Annotated in this window: 19 protein-coding genes; 15 read left to right on the top strand and 4 right to left on the bottom strand. The window is 72.3% G+C overall.

Annotated elements, in window-relative coordinates; genetic code table 11:
* The first annotated feature begins 35 nt into the window (after positions 1-35).
* From poxB to J3A75_RS30800, 12 genes are all read left to right on the top strand, one after another.
* Complete coding sequence (gene poxB, locus J3A75_RS30855; RefSeq protein WP_012321775.1) at positions 36-1,763, top strand: ubiquinone-dependent pyruvate dehydrogenase; 1,728 nt, start codon at positions 36-38, stop codon at positions 1,761-1,763.
* Positions 1,764-1,793: 30 nt separating this feature from the next.
* Positions 1,794-2,192, top strand: coding sequence for a hypothetical protein (locus J3A75_RS30850; protein ID WP_071000240.1), 399 nt, complete (start codon positions 1,794-1,796; stop codon positions 2,190-2,192).
* An 11-nt stretch (positions 2,193-2,203) separates the two neighbouring features.
* A complete protein-coding gene (gene mqo / locus J3A75_RS30845) occupies positions 2,204-3,715 on the top strand; it encodes a malate dehydrogenase (quinone) (RefSeq protein ID WP_071000239.1) in 1,512 nt (503 codons plus the stop codon).
* Between the two features lie 107 nt (positions 3,716-3,822).
* Positions 3,823-5,235: a cytochrome ubiquinol oxidase subunit I gene (locus J3A75_RS30840; RefSeq protein ID WP_012321772.1), complete on the top strand. Its 1,413-nt coding sequence runs from the start codon at positions 3,823-3,825 to the stop codon at positions 5,233-5,235.
* A 6-nt stretch (positions 5,236-5,241) separates the two neighbouring features.
* Positions 5,242-6,228 carry a cytochrome d ubiquinol oxidase subunit II gene (gene cydB / locus J3A75_RS30835; RefSeq protein ID WP_012321771.1) on the top strand — a complete coding sequence of 329 codons (987 nt, stop codon included), beginning with the start codon at positions 5,242-5,244 and terminating at the stop codon, positions 6,226-6,228.
* Positions 6,229-6,275: 47 nt separating this feature from the next.
* Entirely contained in the window at positions 6,276-8,132 is a 1,857-nt protein-coding gene (locus J3A75_RS30830) for an FUSC family protein (protein ID WP_209650897.1), read from the top strand.
* The gene (locus tag J3A75_RS30825; protein ID WP_012321769.1) at positions 8,129-8,353 is read left to right on the top strand and encodes a DUF1656 domain-containing protein; all 225 of its coding nucleotides are present in this window, start codon (positions 8,129-8,131) and stop codon (positions 8,351-8,353) included. Before J3A75_RS30830 ends, J3A75_RS30825 begins: the two co-directional genes overlap by 4 nt.
* 1 nt (position 8,354) lies before the next feature.
* On the top strand, positions 8,355-9,350 hold the full coding sequence (locus J3A75_RS30820) for an HlyD family secretion protein (protein ID WP_012321768.1): 996 nt from the start codon (positions 8,355-8,357) through the stop codon (positions 9,348-9,350).
* Positions 9,351-9,453: 103 nt separating this feature from the next.
* Positions 9,454-10,485, top strand: a complete 1,032-nt coding sequence (locus tag J3A75_RS30815) for an aldo/keto reductase (RefSeq protein ID WP_012321767.1) — start codon at positions 9,454-9,456, stop codon at positions 10,483-10,485.
* A 160-nt stretch (positions 10,486-10,645) separates the two neighbouring features.
* Entirely contained in the window at positions 10,646-11,584 is a 939-nt protein-coding gene (locus J3A75_RS30810) for a pirin family protein (RefSeq protein WP_209650896.1), read from the top strand.
* A gap of 166 nt (positions 11,585-11,750) precedes the next feature.
* Entirely contained in the window at positions 11,751-12,302 is a 552-nt protein-coding gene (locus J3A75_RS30805) for a hypothetical protein (protein WP_209650895.1), read from the top strand.
* A 31-nt stretch (positions 12,303-12,333) separates the two neighbouring features.
* On the top strand, positions 12,334-12,852 hold the full coding sequence (locus J3A75_RS30800) for a hypothetical protein (RefSeq protein WP_043074819.1): 519 nt from the start codon (positions 12,334-12,336) through the stop codon (positions 12,850-12,852).
* Positions 12,853-12,929: 77 nt separating this feature from the next.
* Here J3A75_RS30800 and J3A75_RS30795 read toward each other — a convergent pair whose 3' ends face one another.
* A complete protein-coding gene (locus tag J3A75_RS30795) occupies positions 12,930-13,370 on the bottom strand; it encodes a MucR family transcriptional regulator (RefSeq protein WP_024828540.1) in 441 nt (146 codons plus the stop codon).
* A 121-nt stretch (positions 13,371-13,491) separates the two neighbouring features.
* Here J3A75_RS30795 and J3A75_RS30790 point away from each other — a divergent pair, with 121 nt between their 5' ends.
* Positions 13,492-14,460 (top strand): helix-turn-helix domain-containing protein, encoded by a 969-nt coding sequence (locus tag J3A75_RS30790; RefSeq protein ID WP_058606319.1) that lies wholly within the window; start codon positions 13,492-13,494, stop codon positions 14,458-14,460.
* Between the two features lie 7 nt (positions 14,461-14,467).
* Here the strand turns inward: J3A75_RS30790 and J3A75_RS30785 are convergent, their stop codons facing one another.
* Both J3A75_RS30785 and J3A75_RS36735 read right to left on the bottom strand, forming a co-directional pair.
* Positions 14,468-14,695 (bottom strand): hypothetical protein, encoded by a 228-nt coding sequence (locus J3A75_RS30785; RefSeq protein ID WP_024828541.1) that lies wholly within the window; start codon positions 14,693-14,695, stop codon positions 14,468-14,470.
* Between the two features lie 597 nt (positions 14,696-15,292).
* A complete protein-coding gene (locus tag J3A75_RS36735) occupies positions 15,293-16,087 on the bottom strand; it encodes a hypothetical protein (protein ID WP_409518690.1) in 795 nt (264 codons plus the stop codon).
* A 154-nt stretch (positions 16,088-16,241) separates the two neighbouring features.
* Here J3A75_RS36735 and J3A75_RS30775 point away from each other — a divergent pair, with 154 nt between their 5' ends.
* Together J3A75_RS30775 and J3A75_RS30770 are read left to right on the top strand one after the other, a co-directional pair.
* Positions 16,242-16,517, top strand: a complete 276-nt coding sequence (locus J3A75_RS30775; protein ID WP_012321759.1) for a hypothetical protein — start codon at positions 16,242-16,244, stop codon at positions 16,515-16,517.
* Positions 16,518-16,574: 57 nt separating this feature from the next.
* On the top strand, positions 16,575-17,435 hold the full coding sequence (locus J3A75_RS30770; protein ID WP_012321758.1) for a hypothetical protein: 861 nt from the start codon (positions 16,575-16,577) through the stop codon (positions 17,433-17,435).
* Between the two features lie 13 nt (positions 17,436-17,448).
* Here the strand turns inward: J3A75_RS30770 and J3A75_RS30765 are convergent, their stop codons facing one another.
* A complete protein-coding gene (locus tag J3A75_RS30765; protein ID WP_012321757.1) occupies positions 17,449-17,829 on the bottom strand; it encodes a response regulator in 381 nt (126 codons plus the stop codon).
* Positions 17,830-17,881 lie beyond the last annotated feature (52 nt).

Below are 17,881 nucleotides of genomic sequence, written 5' to 3'. Positions count from 1 at the left end.
CCGTCCGTCCTGCCCCCTCAGCTGAGCGAGACACCATGAGCACGAAGGTCGCCGATCTGTTCGTCCGGGCGCTGGCGCAGGCCGGCGTGAAGCGCATCTACGGCGTGGTCGGCGACAGCCTCAACGGCCTGACCGAGGCCCTGCGCCAGGACGGCTCGATTGCCTGGATCCACACCCGCCACGAGGAGAGCGCCGCCTTCGCGGCCGGCGCCGAGGCGCACCTGACCGGCGCGCTCGCGGTCTGCGCCGGTTCCTGCGGGCCCGGCAACCTGCACCTGATCAACGGCCTGTTCGACGCGCACCGCTCCCGCGTGCCCGTGCTGGCCATCGCGGCCCAGATCCCCTCGGCGGAGATCGGCCGCGCCTACTTCCAGGAGACGCACCCGCAGAACCTGTTCCAGGAATGCAGCCACTACTGCGAGTTGGTCTCCTCGCCGGCCCAGCTGCCCGGCGTGATCGAGACCGCGATCCGCGTCGCCGTCGCCGAGCGCGGGGTCGCGGTGGTGGTGATCCCCGGCGATGTCGGCCTCATGGCCATGCCGGGCGGGGCGCCCGACCTCTCGGCCGCCCTGGTGCCGCCCCCGCCCGTGGTGCGCCCGCGCGACGCCGAGCTGGACGCCCTCGCCGGGATGCTCAACGCGGCCGGGCGCGTGACCCTGTTCTGCGGCCGCGGCTGCGCCGGCGCCCACGCGGAGCTGCTGCAGCTCGCCGAGGCGCTGAAGGCCCCGGTCGTCCACGCGCTCGGCGGCAAGGAGCACGTCGAGTGGGACAATCCCTACGACGTCGGCATGACCGGCCTGATCGGATTCTCGTCGGGCTACCGGGCGATGCTCGACTGCGACACCCTGCTGCTGCTCGGCACCGGCTTCCCCTACCGCCAGTTCTACCCGGAGGACGCCAAGGTCGCGCAGGTCGACCTGCGGGCCGGGAGCCTCGGGCGCCACTGCCGGATCGACCTCGGCCTGATCGGCGACGTCGGCGCGACCATCACGGCGCTGCTGCCGCGGCTGCAGGCGAAGACCGACCGGGCGCATCTCGACGACAGCCTCGCCCATTACCGCAAGGCCCGCGCCGGGCTCGACGCGCTGGCGGTGGGCAAGCCCGGCGGCAAGATCCACCCGCAATACGTCGCCCGGACGCTCAGCGAGGCGGCCTCCGAGGACGCGGTCTTCACCTTCGACGTCGGCACGCCGACGATCTGGGCGGCGCGCTACCTCGCCATGAACGGCAAGCGCCGGCTGATCGGCTCGCTCAACCACGGCTCCATGGCCAACGCCCTGCCGCAGGCGATCGGCGCGCAGGCGGCCTATCCCGGGCGGCAGGTCATCTCGTTCTCGGGCGACGGCGGCTTCGCCATGCTGATGGGCGACCTGCTGACCCTCAACCAGCACAGGCTGCCGGTGAAGATCGTGGTGCTGAACAACGGCACGCTGGGCTTCGTCGAGATGGAGATGAAGGCCGCGGGCTTCCTCGAGACCGGCGTCGCGCTGGTGAACCCGGACTTCGCCGCCATGGCGAGCGGGGCCGGCATCTTCGCCCGGCGCGTGGAGGATCCGGCCGCGCTGCCGGACGCGATGCGCGCGATGCTGGACCACGACGGCCCGGCGCTCCTCGACGTCGTCTCGGCCCGCCAGGAACTGTCGATGCCGCCGAAGATCGGCCTCGAGCAGGCGACGGGCTTCGGGATGTGGCTCGCCAAGGCGGTGATCGACGGGCGCGGCACCGAGATCATCGACCTCGCCAAGACCAACCTCTGGCGCTGAGGCGCCCTTCCGAAGCCGGAGCTCTGCCCGATGATCCGCTGCGTACGCATCTGGACCGGTGACGACGACAATTCCTACTTCGCGGAAGGTGTCATCGACCTGCCCCACGGCGAGCGCGGCGACATCCTCAGCGGCACGACCGACGTGGTCTCGATCTCCTTCCGCGAGACCCAGGCCGGCGGCACCTACGCGTGGCACGCGGCGCCGACCCGGCAGTTCGTCATCACCCTGCGCGGCACCCTCGACTTCCAGACGAAGGCCGGGGCGCACTTCACGATCCGGCCGGGGGACATCCTCATCGCCGAAGACACGGCCGGCTCCGGCCATTCCTGGCGCCTCGTCGACGACGAGCCCTGGTGCCGGGCCTACGTGATCCTCGCCCCCGGCGCCGAGGCCAGGCTCCCCTTCGTCCCGAACAAGACCGCCTGAGGAGGGGCCCGATGGCCGACACGAGCGACGACGACAATCCCGACGTGGTGCTGATCGGCGCCGGGATCATGAGCGCGACCTTCGGCACGGTCCTGAAGGAGCTGGAGCCCTCGCTCAGGATCGCGATGTTCGAGACGCTGCACGACTGCGCGCAGGAGAGCTCGGAGGGCTGGAACAACGCCGGCACCGGCCACGCGGCCAATTGCGAGCTGAACTACACGCCCCAGCGCCCCGACGGCAGCGTCGACATCGCCAAGGCCCTGGAGGTCAACACCGAGTTCGACATCTCGCGTCAGCTCTGGGCGCACCTCGTGCGCAAGGGCGCGATCCCCGATCCCCGCGCCTTCATCCATCCCTGCCCGCACATGAGCTTCGTCTGGGGGGCCGAGAACGTCGCCTTCCTCAAGGCGCGCTACGCCGCGATGTCGGCGCACCACTGCTATCACGGCATGGAGTACAGCGAGGACCCGCAGGTCATCGCCGGCTGGGCGCCTCTGATCATCGAGGGCCGCGCCCCCGGCGAGCCGATCGCCGCCACCCGGATCGTCACCGGCACGGACGTCGATTACGGCGCCCTCACGCACCTGCTGGTCGGGCAGCTCGCGGCGCAGCCCGGCTTCGCCGTGCACTACAACCGCAAGGTCGTCGCCCTCGACCGGGTCGACGACGGCCGCTGGGCGGTGACCGTCGAGGACACCTACGACGCCACGCGCCGGACCGTGACGGCCAAGTTCGTGTTCATCGGCGCGGGCGGCGGCTCGCTGCCGCTGCTGCAGGCCTCGAAGATCCCGGAGGGGCGCGGCTACGGCGGCTTCCCGGTCTCGGGCATCTGGCTGCGCTGCGACGTCGACGCGGTCAGCGCGCGCCACCACGCCAAGGTCTACGGCAAGGCGGCCTCGGGCTCGCCGCCGATGTCGGTGCCCCACCTCGACACGCGCATCATCGGCGGCAAGCGCTCGCTGCTGTTCGGGCCGTACGCGGGCTTCTCGTCGCGGTTCCTCAAGCACGGGTCGCTCACCGACCTGTTCACCGCGCTGACGCCGCACAACGTCGTGCCGCTGCTCGACGTCGCCAAGGACAACGTCGCGCTCACCGAGTACCTCGTAGGCCAGGTGCTCCAGAGCTCCGACCACCAGTTCGCGACCCTGAAGCAGTTCTTCCCCAAGGCGCTGAAGCAGGACTGGACGTCGGCGGTGGCCGGCCAGCGGGTGCAGACGATCAAGCCGACCGGCCGGTCGAACCCGCTGGAGGAGGGCTACCTCGAATTCGGCACCGAGCTGGTGGCCGCGGCCGACAACTCGATCTGCGCGCTGCTCGGCGCCTCGCCCGGCGCCTCGACGGCGGCCTACATCGCGGTCGAGGTGCTGGAGAAGTGCTTCGCCGACCGGCTGACGCCGGACGCCTGGCTGCCCCGCCTCAAGGCCGTGATCCCGACCTACGGCATCGACCTCAAGCAGGACGCCGAGGCCTGCCGGCGCAGCCGGGCCGAGACCGCGCCGGTCCTGCGGATCGACAACGTCTGACAGTTCCGCGAGGCGCGGTTCCCCGCGCCCCGCCGGCGGACATCTGAGGGGGCGACGCGCCCGCTCCGGGGCGGCGGACCGGCGAGCTTCGGCCGGAGAGAGGACCGATGGACATCTCCGCCCTGATGCTGTCGCGCATCCAGTTCGCCTTCACGGTCTCGTTCCACATCATCTTCCCGGCCTTCACGGTCGGCCTGGCGGCCTGGCTCGCCTTCCTCCAGGCGCGGGCGATGATCTCGGGCGAGCCGGTCTACGACCGCCTGTTCGACTTCTGGCTCAAGATCTTCGCGGTCGCCTTCGGGCTCGGCGTCGTCTCCGGCATCGTCATGGCGTTCCAGTTCGGGACCAACTGGAGCGAGCTCGCCCGCCGCACCGGCCCGATCCAGGGGCCACTCCTCGGCTACGAGAGCTTCACGGCCTTCGCGCTGGAGGCCTCGTTCTTCGGGGTGCTGATGTTCGGCCGCAGGCGGGTGCCGCGCTGGTTCTACCTGTTCGCCTGCCTGATGGTCTGCCTCGGCACCAGCCTGTCGTCGTTCTGGATCCTCGTGAACAACTCGTGGATGCAGTACCCGACCGGCTTCGCCCTCCGGCCGGACGGCGTGTTCGTGCCGACCGACTGGTGGGCGATCATCTTCAACGGAGTCGTCTGGGTCCGCTTCCCCCACATGGTCCTGGCCGCCTACGTCACCACCAGCTTCTGCGTGGCGGCGACGGGCGCGTGGTCGATGCTGCGCGGTCGGGACCGCGCCGAGGCCCGCGCCATGGTCCGGATGGGGCTCGGCCTCGCCGCGGTCCTGGTGCCGCTGCAGCTGTTCTTCGGCCACCTCACCGGCGACTACGTGGTCAAGCACCAGCCCTCGAAGATCGCCGCGATCGAGGGCCACTGGGAGAGCCGGGCGCCGGCCGGCGAGATCCTGTTCGCGTGGCCCGACGAGGCGCAGGAGAAGAACCACTTCGTCATCGCCCTGCCGGCGCCCGCCGGCAGCCTGATCGACGACGGCACCCTCACCGGCAAGGTGATCGGCATCAAGGACATCCCCAAGGCCGACCGGCCGCCGGTGCTGATCCCGTTCTTCGCCTTCCGCATCATGGTCGGCTGCGGGCTGCTGATGCTGGCCCTGGCCTGGGGCGGGATCGCCTTCTACGCCACCGGGCGGCTGGAGCGGGCGCGCTGGCTGCAATGGGCGATCTTCCTGTCGTTCCCCCTGGGCTTCGTCGCGACGCTGACCGGGTGGTTCACCGCCGAGGTCGGGCGCCAGCCCTGGACGGTCTACGGCCAGCTGCGCACCGCCGACGCGGCGACGCCGTTCCTGACCTCCCCGCAGGTGGCGACCTCGCTCGCCGTGTTCGGCGCGGTCTACGCGCTGATCTTCGCGGCCGGCACCGTCTACATCTACCGCATGCTCAGGGCCGGCATCCTGCCGACGCCGGCCCATGTGGGGAGCGCCGCCAACCCCAAGCGGCCGCTCGCCGTGCCGGGCAACAGTCCCGGCACCCCCAGCAGCAATCCGGCGGAGTGAGCGGCCGTGATCGAATTCTGGGCCGCCGCCCTCGCCCTCACCCTGATGCTCTACGTGCTGCTCGACGGGTTCGACCTCGGCGTCGGCATGCTGTTCGGGATCGCCCCGGACGAGACCGCGCGCCGACACATGATGCAGGCGATCGCCCCCGTCTGGGACGGCAACGAGACCTGGCTGGTGCTCGCCGCCACGATCCTGTTCGGCGCCTTCCCCACGGTCTACGCGCTGCTGCTCTCGGCCTTCTACCTGCCGCTCCTCCTGATGCTCGCGGCCCTGATCCTGCGCGGCGTCGCCTTCGAGTTCCGCTACAAGTCCCGGCGGCTGCGGCGGGTCTGGGACGCGGGTTTCGTCGGCGGCTCCGCCTGCGCGGCCTTCGTGCAGGGCGTGACGGTCGGGGCGCTGGTGCAGGAGCTGCCGGTGCGCGACGGGCTCTACGCCGGCGGGGCGTTCACGTGGCTCACGCCCTTCTCGCTGCTCTGCGGTCTCGGCCTGTGCCTCGGCTACGCGCTGCTCGGCGCCGCGTGGCTGTGCGGCAAGACCGAGACCGACGTGCGCGACCTCGGCTTCCGGCTGCTGCCGCGGCTCCTGCTCGGGGTGCTGGTCTTCCTCGGCGCGGCCTTCGCGTACGCGCTGGCGATGAACCTGCGGGTGCTGCACCGCTGGCTCGAGCGGCCCGAGATGCTGGTCCTGCCCCTCGTGGGGGCCGCGGCCTGCGCCGGGCTCCTCTACGCGGCGCGGCGCCGGAACGACGCCCTGCCCTTCCCGCTGGTGGCGCTGATCTTCGCCGCCGCCTTCGCGACGCTCGCCGCCTCGTTCCTGCCCTACATGGTGCCGTTCAGCGTGACGGTGACCGAGGCGGCGGCGCCGGAGGCGAGCCTGTCCTTCATGTTCTGGGGGGCAGGCGTCGTGGTCCTGCCGATCACCCTGATCTACACCCTGGTGGTCTACCGGGTGTTCAAGGGGAAGGTCGACGTCGCCGAGCACTATGACTGAGCCCGCGGCCGGGTTCCCGGACCCGCTCCGGCCGGCGAGGCCGCGCGATGGCCGGTGAGGTCGCGCTCCCCGGCGACGCGCCGGGCCTCCTGCAGCGCGCCGCCGCGTGGTGGCCGCGCGAGGCGGCCGAGGCCGTGCGCATCGCGCTCACCGCCATCGCGGCGGTCTGGCTCGCCATGTGGCTCGAGCTGGCGCTGCCGCACTGGGCCGGCTGGACGGTCATCTCGGTGACGCTCGCCACCCGCGCGGCCTCCCTGCGCAAGAGCCTGTGGCGGGCCGGCAGCACGCTGGTGGGCGTCACCGTCGCGATGGTGCTGGTGGCCAATTTCGCCCAGGCGACCCTGGCCTTCGACCTCGCGCTGGCCCTGTGGATGGGCCTGCTCACCGCGGCCTCCAGCGTCGAGAGCGGCCAGCGCGCCTACGGCTTCGCCTCGATGGGCTTCACCGTGCCGATCATCGCGCTGGCCGACGTGCAGAACCCCGAGGCCGTGTTCCAGATCGGCGTCGACCGCTGCTCGACGATCCTCCTGGGGATCGGCTGCGCCTACGCGTCGAACGTGTTCGTGGCGCCGGGCGTCCCCGCCGTCAGCCGCGCCCTGGCGGGGCGGCTCGAGGCGGCCGCCGAGGCCTGCGATGCCTGGATGGCCGCCCTGCGGCGGGGCGAGCGGCCCGGCCCGATGCCGATCGCCGCCGTCATGACCCTGGGCGAGGAGGTCACCGACGCGTTCACCGAGCAGCCCTCCCTCCGCTCCGGCGGCCGCGGCATCCGCAACGCCGCGCCCCGGCTGCGGCGGGTGCTCGCCGCGGGCCTGCTGCGGGCGCTGCTGCCGGACCGGCCGGGATCGCGCTCGACCGACCTGATCGGGGCCGGCGGGGCGATCGCCGTCCGGCAGATCGGGCGCGTCCGCGTCTCGGCCCGGCTCCTGCGGGCCGGGGGCCGCGTGGGCCGGCGGCGGGTGCCGTTCCGCCCGCACCTGCTCCTGTGGAACGACCTGGACTGGGACGGCTGGCACGCCTTCGACAACGGCCTGCGCACCGCCGCCGCCGTCCTGCTCGTCAACGGCTTCTGGTACGTCACCGGCTGGTCGCACGGGGCCGGCGCCGCGACCTGGGCGAGCCTCGTCTGCGTCCTGCTCGCCGCCCATGCCGACCCGCGGGCGGAGTCCCGCGCCTTCCTGATCGGCGCGCTGCTCGCCGGCGTGGTCGGGCTGACCCTGCGCTACACCCTGCTGACGACCACCGGGAGCTTCGCGCTCCTGGCCGCGGTGCTGCTGCCGGTGGCGATGCTGGCGGTGGTCGGCCGCGCCGACAAGCGCGCGATCTACGGGATCGGCTTCGGCTTCTTCGTCTTCGGCGTGCTCGATCCCAAGAACCCGATGACCTACGACCTCGCCGACTCGCTCAACACCGTGCTGGCCGAGCTGCTCGGCATGGCGGTGGCGGCGATCGCGTTCGCCGCCCTGCCGCCGCCCGTGAGCGCCGCGACCCTGCGGATGCGGGCCCGCCGGCGGCTGGTCCGGTCGGTGCGCGGCGCGGCCCTCGACCCGGCGCCCCTGCTGCCGCCCCTCGACCGCTACCTCGCCCGGGGCTTCGGCCGGCTGGCCCTCATCGGCGCGGACGACGCGGCGGCCCGGAGCGGCGAGCGCCTGCTCGTCATCGGGCTCCTGCTGCTCGCCCTGCGGGAGACGGACGACCGGGAGGGCCGCCGCGTCGGCCGGGCGGTCTGGGCGCGGCTCGCCGCGCACCGACCGGCGGGGCCGGAGACGGCGCCGGATCCCTTGCGCGATCTCGCCGACCGGGCGACCCTGCCGCTCCAGGCGGAGCGCATCGGGGCGCTGGCCGCCCTCGTGTCGGATCTCGACCGCGCGGGCTGGCCCAACCTCGATCCGGGAGGGCGGGCGTGATCGGCGTGGTCGGGTTGCGGGCGGTCGACGTGCTGGGGCTCTACGTCGAGCCCGCGGTGATCTGCCTGCTCGCCGCCCTGGTGATCACCTGGGGCCTGCGCTGGATCCTGGACCGGATCGGCATCAACCACCTTGTCTGGAACCGCGCCCTGCTCGACTTCAGCCTCCTGACCGCCGTGACGGCGCTGCTGATCCTGTCCCTGCGCGTCCAGGGTCCGTGACATGGCCGCGAACCCGCGATCGTCCCTGCGCGACTGGCAGCCGCCGCCCGCCTACAACGTCGCCGCCACTCTGCTGGCGCTCGCGGCGGCCGTGGGCCTCGCCTACCTCGCCTTCCTCTACTACGCCTACACGCCCTGGACCCGGGACGGGCGCGTGCGCGTCTACACCGTGCAGGTGGCGCCCGAGGTCTCGGGCACGGTGGTGGCGGTCCGGGTCCGCGACAACCAGTTCGTCCGCAAGGGCGACGTGCTGTTCGAGATCGACCCCGGCACGTTCAGGAACGCCGTGACCCAGGCCGAGGGCGCCCTCGCCAGCGCACGGGCGCAGGCCGGATACCTCGCGGGGATCGCGCGGCGCACCGCCGATCTCGACGATCTCGCCACCACGCCGGAGCAGAAGCAGACGACCAGCGGGCAGGCGCAGGCCGCCCAGGCCAGCGTGGTCCAGGCGGAGGGCGCCCTGGCGCAGGCGCGGCTCAACCTGGAGCGCACGACCCTGCGGGCCACCGTGAACGGCTGGGTCACCAACCTGCTGCTGCAGGAGGGCGGGTTCGCCGCCACGGGGCAGCCGGCGCTGACCCTGGTCAACGGCGACAGCTTCTGGATCGAGGGCTATTTCGAGGAGACGCAGCTCCCGCGCATCGGCGAGGGCGACGCCGCGCGCGTGTCGCTGATGGCGTGGCCGGACCGTCCGATCCGGGGCCGCGTCACCGGCCTCGGCCGCGGGATCAGCGTCGCCGACGCCGCCCCGGGCGTCCAGGGGCTGCCGACGGTCAACCCGATCTTCACCTGGGTCCGGCTGGCGCAGCGGGTGCCGATCCGGGTCGAGCTCGACGACGTGCCCTGCCCGATCGTGCTGGCGGCCGGGATGACGGCGAACGTCGCGATCCTGGCCGAGAAGGCCGGACCGCCGGACGCCCTGCCGCCCGACCGGCGCACCGGCGCGGCCGCCGGCCGGCGCTGCGACGGGGCGCCGGTCGTCGAATCGCGGCGCTGAGAGCCCGCGTCGGGCCGCACCGTCCGGGAAAGCCGGGGCGTCTCGCCGCGTTAGACCGGCAGGCGCGCCGACGCGCGGCGCCCGCGATCGCGACGAGGATCCGATGGACTACAGGCAGTTCGGACGCTCCGGCCTCACCGTGCCGGTGCTCAGCTTCGGCACCGGCACCTTCGGCGGCACGAACGAATTCTTCCAGCGCTGGGGGCAGACGGACGTCGCCGAGGCGACCCGCATGGTCGATCTCTGCCTCGATTCCGGGGTCAACTTCTTCGACACGGCCGACATCTACTCCGGCGGCGCCTCGGAGGAGATCCTGGGCCAGGCCCTGAAGGGCAAGCGCGGCCGGGCACTGATCTCCACCAAGGCGACCTTCCGGTTCAACGACGACCTGAACCAGGTCGGCTCCTCGCGCTACCACCTGATCCGCGCCTGCGAGGCCAGCCTGAAGCGGCTCGGCACCGACCATATCGACGTCTACTTCATGCACGGCTTCGACGCGCTCACGCCCGTGGACGAGACGCTGCGGGCGCTGGACGACCTCACCCGCGCGGGCAAGATCGGCTATATCGGCGCCTCGAACTTCTCGGGCTGGCAGCTCATGAAGGCGCTCGCCACGTCCGAGCGCCACGGGCTCGCCCGCTACGTCGCCTACCAGGGCTACTACTCGCTGATCGGCCGGCACTACGAGTGGGAGCTGATGCCGCTCGGCCTCGACCAGGGCGTCGGCCTGATGGTCTGGAGCCCCCTGGGCTGGGGCCGCCTCACCGGCAAGATCCGCCGCGGACAGGCCAACCAGAGCGGTCGCATCGCCGCCGGCGGCGCCGAGGGCGGGCCGCCCGTCTCCGACGACTACCTGTTCGGCGTGGTCGACGCCCTCGACGCCGTGGCGGCCGAGACCGGCAAGACGGTGGCGCAGGTGGCGCTCAACTGGCTGCTGACCCGGCCGACCGTCTGCAACATCGTGGTCGGCGCCCGCAACGAGGAGCAGCTGAAGCAGAACCTCGGCGCCCTGGGCTGGACCCTGACGGCCGAGCAGGTCGCCCGCCTCGACGCGGCGAGCCAGGAGACGCCGATCTACCCGTACTGGCACCAGCGCGGCTTCGACGAGCGCAACCCCAAGCCGACTCCCTGGTAGACCGCCGCCTCGGCCGGGACGATCAGGCGTCGATCGGAAACGATGCGTTTCGATCGTTTCTGTTTCAACCTGCTCGGTCCCGGTCCAGGATGCCTGCGGATGGCGGGCCGGCTCGCGACGGCGTCGGCCCGGCCCTCCCCCCGCGCGAAGGAGCAAGGCGATGAGCTGGCACAGTGCCGAGGACCCGATCCCGGGCGACCATTTCAGCTGCGACGCGATCCGAACCCTGATCGTGCCCCGCTCGCGCGATCTCGGCTCCTTCGCGGTGCGGCGGGCGCTCCCCTCCACCGAGTGCCGGATGGTCGGCCCCTTCATCTTCTTCGACCAGATGGGCCCCTCGGAGTTCCTGCTCGGGCAGGGCATGGACGTGCGGCCGCACCCGCATATCGGCCTCTCCACCGTCACCTACCTGTTCGACGGCGAGATCATGCACCGCGACAGCCTCGGCACGGAGCTGCCGATCCGGCCGGGCGAGCTGAACTGGATGACCGCCGGCCGCGGCATCACCCACTCGGAGCGCACCGCCCCGACACTGCGTCAGACCGGCTCCCGGCTGTTCGGCATCCAGAGCTGGGTCGCCCTGACGGACCGGGACGAGGAGAACGCCCCCGCGTTCGAGCACTACGACGCCGCCGCGCTGCCGGTCCTCACCGGCGAGGGCAAGACCGTCCGGCTGATCGCCGGCGAGGCCTTCGGGGCGCGCTCGCCGGTCCGGACCTCGAGCCCGATGGTCTACGCCGACGTGGCGCTCGAGGCCGGCGCGGTCCTGCCCCTCGATCCGACCTACGACGAGCGGGCGATCTACACGGTCGCGGGCGCCATCGAGATCGCCGGCGACGGCTTCGGCGCCGGCCAGCTGCTGGTGTTCCGGCCCGGCGACCGCATCAGCGTGCGCGCCCTGGACTCGGCCCGCTTCATGGTGCTGGGCGGCGAGCCGATGGACGGTCCGCGCCACCTGTGGTGGAATTTCGTCTCGTCCCGGCCCGAGCGGATCGCGCAGGCCAAGGAGGATTGGCGCCAGGGCCGGTTCGACACCGTGCCGGACGACGCCGAGTTCATCCCGCTGCCGGAGGACCCGCAGCCCGTCCGCTACCCGTGAAACGGGCCGCGCCCCGGCTGTCCCGCGCGCGACCCGCGCGGGCATCGCCGCGCCAACGCAACCCTAGCGCGAACATTAAGGAGTTGTTAACCATTTTCCGTCGGTGTGAGACGGACCCCGATGCCTTACCGAAGGCTTGCGCTGCACCCTGTCGGCAGGACGCGTGATGGAACAGACGAAGCACCCCAAGGCCGAGGCGCTGGACCAGATCGACGCCGTCGCGCGCGAGGCCCGCGAGCCGACGACCCGGATCCGCACCGGCAACCTCGTCCTGCTCGCCGCGGACGAGCGCGTCTCGGCGCAGGGGCGCAACCAGAACCCGTCGCCGGTCGAGCGCTGGCCCGACCTGCTGGAGCGGGTGCAGGGCGCGGCGCGCTACATCCGGGACGTCGAGGACCGGGCGCAGGAGCAGGAGTCGCACGTCCAGCAGCTGCTGCGGCAGGTGCGCGCCGACATGGACGCGGCCCGCGCCCAGGTGCTGGCGGCCGAGCGGGAGACCCACGAGGTCCACGCGCAGGCCATCAAGCTGATCCAGGCCGCCGAGGACCGGGCCGCGGCCGCCGAGGAGCGGGCCGCGGCGGCGGAGCAGATGCTCCAGCGCATCGCCGAGACGATCGACGCGGAGTTCGTGATGCAGCCGGGCGGGCAGGCGGCCGGGCAGGCGGGCAGCCCCCAGGACGCCCGCACCCGGGCCTCCGCGACGCGGGCGGCCTCGTGACGGGCGCGGGTCCGGCGGGGTCGCCGCGGCGATGAACGCGGCGTTCTGGGCCGAGCTCGATGCCCGCATCGCGCGCGCCCGCGATGAGCCGGCAGAGCCGGCCCCGGCGCTCGCCGACGGCCCCGGGACGGCCGACGCGCTGAGCCCGGCGGCGCCTTCCGGAGCGCCCCCCGAACCCGCCGCGGATCGCCCGTCGCGGCCGGTGTCGGACTGGAGCCAGATCCTCGACACGCTCTCGGCCGCGACCGTCGCGGCCCAGGCGCAGGATCAGCGCCTGCGCCGGCAATCGACCACCTGCGAGACCCTGGCCGCGGATCTCGAGGCCGCCCAGCAGGAGATCCAGACCCTGAGGGCGCTTCTGGAGGAGACGCGGGCGCAGGCGGCGCGGCAGGTCCACGAACGCGAGACGGAGGCCGACCGGCGCGTCCGGGAGGCGGAGGCGCGCGCCGAGGCCGCGACCCTGCGGGCGGCGGCGGCCGAGGACTGGCTGAGGCGGATCGAGCAGGCCAGCCGGGACCTGCGGCCCGACGGGCGGCACGCGGCCGCCTGAGGCGGGGAGCGCCGGCCGGCGCGGAGGCGACCGGGCGTCGGCCGCGAATCAGCGGCGACCTGACGGGGCCGGTCGGCTCAGGCGGCGCGCTCGCTCGGCACGCCGAGGCCGATGGAGCGCGCCAGCGCGGACCGACGCTCGGCATATTCCTGCGCGACCATCGGGTAGTCCGCCGGCAGACCGTAGCGCTCGCGGTAGCTCTGGGGGTGCAGGCCGTGGGCCGTGAGGTGGCGCTTGAGCGTCTTGTAGCGGCGCCCGTCGATGAAGCTCACGATGGCGTCGGGCCGGATCGAGTTGCGGATCTGCGCAGCGCTGGGCCGGTCGCGCAGCGCGTCCAGATCCGCCGCCGCGATCGACGGCTCGCCGCGGTCGGCCAGCGCGGTGATCGCGTCGTGACACTGCGCGATGAGGGCCGGGAGATCCCCGGCGGAAACCCGATTGTTCGATACGTAGGCAGCGACGAGCCCGGCCGTCAGCTCGATATTGGTTTGCGGGCTGACGAGGGTCGAATCGGACACGGTCTAGGCTCCTGGGAAGGTCAAGAACCTTCATAAGTTGGCCCGCGCCGTTGCGCTTGCCTGAGAGCGTGCTACCGTTTTCCCGAGCGCGCGCGGCGAAGCATGAATACAAGAAGTTGCGATGAGGACTTTGTTCTCGACGGCGGATTTCAAGCCGAAAGACAGTTTCCGCCTCTGGCGTGAAACGATCTTCGAGCGCATCGTGCCGGTCGAGCTGACCCCTGCCACGGCACACGCCTTCGCCGGCACCCTGGAGGCCGCCGAGGTCGGACCGCTGCTGATCACGCGCGTGACGCAGAGCGCCGTCACCACCGTCGCGACCCCGGACACGATCCGCCGGCACGGCAAGCACGAGACCCTGAACGTCGCGATCACGCTGAAGGGCCGCGTGTACAGCGCGCAGGACGACCGCACCGCCATCCAGAATCCCGGCGACATCGTCGTGATGGACCGGCGGCCGGCCACGATGGCCTCCGACGTCGACACGCAGACGCTGTTCGTCGAACTGCCGCGCGAGTCGCTGGAGCGCGCCCTCGGCTCGACGCGCCGCTTCACGTCCCTCACGATCGGCGCGGATCAGGTCGGCACGTCGATGGTCACGACCTTCTTCCAGGAACTGGTCCGCAATGCCGGGCGGCTGACGCCCGACATGTCGAACCGCATGGCGTCGGTCGGCATCGATCTCATCGTCGCGAGCATCGCGGAGCGCCTCGCGCACGACACCCCCAAGAACATCCAGGGCGTCCTGATCTTCCAGCGCGCCCTGGCGCATATCGAGGCCCATCTCGGCGACCTGAACCTCGACCCCGCCCGGCTCGCGGCGGCCGTGGGCGTGTCGCTGCGCCACCTCCAGGCCCTGTTCCGCGAGCAGGACAGGAACATCGCCGACTGGATCTGGCGGCGGCGCCTGGAGATCGCCGCGCAGCGTCTGGCCGATCCCGGCTTCGCCCATCTCGCCGTCGGGGAACTGGCCTATAGCTGCGGCTTCTGCACCCAGAGCCATTTCAGCCGACGTTTCAAGGACAGCTACGGGATCTCACCGAGCGAGTACCGGTGGCGCAACCGGAGCGCGCCCGAACTCGTCGGCTGACGATCCGCTACTGCAGGACGGCGCCCGCCGTGTTCGCGCGGATCCATCCCGGAGCGAGGATGTCGCCGCCCTCGGTGATGATCCAGGGATTGGCATCCTCGGCGTCGATCGCCGCGATCGCGGCGGCGAGGGCTGCCCGCAGCGTGGGGAAGCTGTGTGACACGGCCACCCGGGCGGGCGCGTAGCCCGGCCAGAGGGTCAGTTCGGCGGGCCTGTCGAGGTCGGTCGGCATCATGGGTCGCGCGGGGCTGGGAGAGCACGCCGTCCGGGTCGCGGGCGTGCGGGAAAGGGGCGGAGGACGCGTGCGGTCAGGCGGTTTTCGGCTTCGGCCGGGGCACGCGCACCTCGACCATCTGTCCGGTCATCGGGTTCAGGATCAGCATGACAGCACGTCTCCGGTGGACCTGCCCGTAGAACGCCCGCCGATCGCGCCCGGATCGGGGCGGTCGGCGCAATTGTGAGGTTTGGGTAAACCAACCGTTCACCGTGGCGGCACGCCGTTCATCCGCCCCGTATCCGCCCCGTATCCGCCGGAGGCTACAACCGAGCGTCGTGCAGGCGGAGGGCCGCGCACGTACCGTTTTAGGCGTAGGAACCGGCGGAGCGCTGCCGCCCGTGAGCGGGATCGGATGCCGCACCGATCCGACGCGCTCCGTCGCGAAGGCCGTCCCGCGGGCAGACAAAAGCCCGCCGCGGCAGGACCGGGCGGGCGAAGTGGCGGCATAGGGTCGGGAGGTTCGCCGTGGCGGCGACCTGCCATTCTGCCCATGACAGCCGCATGACAGGCGCGTGACTTGTCGCGCGGCCGTCGCGTGACACACGGCCGGTCGGGTCAGGCCCGTTCCGGCTCCGCCAGCAGGATGGCGGCGCGGATGGCGGCCCGGCGCAGCCCGGCATCGGCCCAGGGCTGATCGATCAGCGTCCGGGCGAAGGGATGCGAGGCCACCGCCGCCGCGGGGTCGATGCGGAAGCCGTCCCCGAACGCCACCGAACCGGGCGTGGGATCGGCCAGATAGGCGTCGACGACGGCCGAGACGTCGTCATCGACGATATCCAGGGTCGTGAACAGGTCGAGAGTCATCGGGCGCTTCGCCATGGCGGCGCTATAGCCGCGCCACCGCGACAGGATCACGACTCCCCTGCCGCTCTCTGCGCCGCGGTCAGGACGCGCTCGGCCCGACCATCGCGGTGGAAGAGGCAGATGAGAGACGTAGCGCTGGAAATACCATCGCGTCCGCTCGTGCTCGCTCGGGGCGGGCAAGGCGGCCACGCGGCAGACGCGGGGATTGAGGCTCTGCGTGATCCGCTCGATCACCCCGCCCTTGCCGCCCGAGTCGCGGCCCTCGAGCAGCACGACCACGCGCAGCTTCCGATCCTGCACCCAGTCCTGCCGGGGGACCAGCTCGTGCTGCAGCCGGAGCCGTTCGCGGACGTGGACCTTGCGGTCGAGGCGACCGGGCGGTGCGCCGCCGTGGTCCGCCGCCAGCCGGTCGAGGCGCTCCTCCTCGAGCCCGAGGCCCGGCTCCTCGTCGCAGCTGTCGGCGAGGTCGCGCCGGATCGCCTCCAAGGTGGCATCCGGGGTGGCATCCGGGGTGGCGTCCAGGACGGCGCTGTCGTCGGGCCGCAGCGCCGGTCCTCCTGCGCGTCGCGGGACCGAGCCAGGGCAGTGTTCCGTGACACGCCTGAGAAAGCGCCGCGCCGCCGGCGGCCGTTCCCGTGTCGCGCCGGTGATCGTTCCGTCATACGGTTCCGCCACCGATCAGGGCGACCGGAGATGCGTCATGGCTGGAGAAGCGACGAGGGCCGCGCCGAAGCGTCGGCGGGACGATCCGGATCCGGCGCGCGCCGAGGGCGAGAAGGTCGGCGCGCGCATCGATGCCGCCTTTGAGAAGCTCGCCGGGAAGCTGCGCGCCCGCGCCGACAAGGCCCACGCCAAGCTCGACGCGGCGACGAAGGCCGACAAGCGCGCGGTGCTGCTGCGCCGCTACGAACTCTACGCGGACGCGGCGGCCTATCTCGAAGAGCGGCTCGTCGATCGCGGGGAGCGATCCGCGTGATCTCCATCGACCCGGCCGGGCGCGCCGCCGCCCACCGCAGCTGACCGCGAGGATACCATGTTCGACGCGACGAAGATGCTCGCCGACGCCCTCGGCGAGCACCTCGCCCTCACCTACCAGCGGACCTTCGGCAGCCGGGAGCCGCGCTACGCCGAGATCATTGAGGCCGCGGCGCGCCTGACGATCGAGCGGCTCGTCGGGAGCGACGCCCTCTACCACGACGGCGACCACACGGCCCTCGTCACCCTGGTCGCCCAGGACATCCTCCGCGGCCGCTTCCTGCAGCAGGGCATCACGCCCGAGGACTGGCTGCACATGATCCTGGCCGCCCTCTACCACGACATCGGCTACGTGCGCGGCGTCTGCGCCGGGGACCGGCTGCAGGCCTTCGTCATCGACGCGCAGGGCACGACCGTCAGCCTGCCCCGGGGCGCCTCGGACGCGGCGCTGGCGCCCTACCACGTCGAGCGCTCGAAGCTCGCCGTGCAGGAGCGCTTCGGCACGCACGATCTCGTCGACGCGGCCCGGGTCATCCGGGCGATCGAGCTGACCCGCTTCCCGGTGCCGGAAGCCGATTCCCATCGCGAGACCGGAACCGAGGCCGGCCTGTTGCGGGCGGCCGACCTGATCGGTCAGCTCGGAGACCCGCTCTACCCGCGCAAATTGAACGCCCTGTTCCACGAATTCGCCGAGATCGGCGTCAACGCCGAACTCGGCTACGACAGCCCGGCCGACCTCGCGGAGCGCTACCCGTCGTTCTTCTGGGGCAAGATCGAGCCCGTGATCGGGGACGCGATCCGGTTCCTCGACCTCACGGTCGAGGGGCGGGGCTGGGTCGCGAACCTCTACGCCCACGTCTTCGCCATCGAGCACGACCGCCGGCGCATGGGCCCGCATCCGGGACCGGGCCCCCTCTGAGGCCGCGGCGACCTCAGGGGACCGCGACGAGCTTGGTCAGCGCCCGGACGAGCTCCGACGCCACGAACGGCTTCTCGAGGATGGGCCGGCTGGCTCCGGCCGAGGCGCCGGAGACCCGCACGTCGCCGGTGGCGAACAGGTACGGCACGCCGAGGACGCCCAGCCGGTCGGCGACCGGATAGACGGTGTCCCCGTCCCCCAGATTCACGTCGAGCACCGCGGCGTCGGGCTTCCGCTCCGCGATCAGATCCAGCGCGAGATCGGCGCGCGAGACCGGACCGATCACCTCGGCCCCGGCGCTGCGCAACCAGCGTTTGACCTCGCTGGCGATGAGATACTCGTCCTCGACGACGAGGACGCGGCACCCCGAGAGCGGGGGAACAGCCTCGGGCACGACCCCTCCCGTCCTTGCGCGACCTTCAACCGCGATCCCGCGCAACCACCGG

The sequence above is a fragment of the Methylobacterium sp. PvP105 genome, from assembly GCF_017876975.1.
GTDB classification, from domain to species: Bacteria; Pseudomonadota; Alphaproteobacteria; order Rhizobiales; family Beijerinckiaceae; genus Methylobacterium; species Methylobacterium radiotolerans.
The sequence above is the reverse complement of the archived record's forward strand: the minus strand, read 5'-3'. Positions and strand labels throughout refer to the sequence as shown.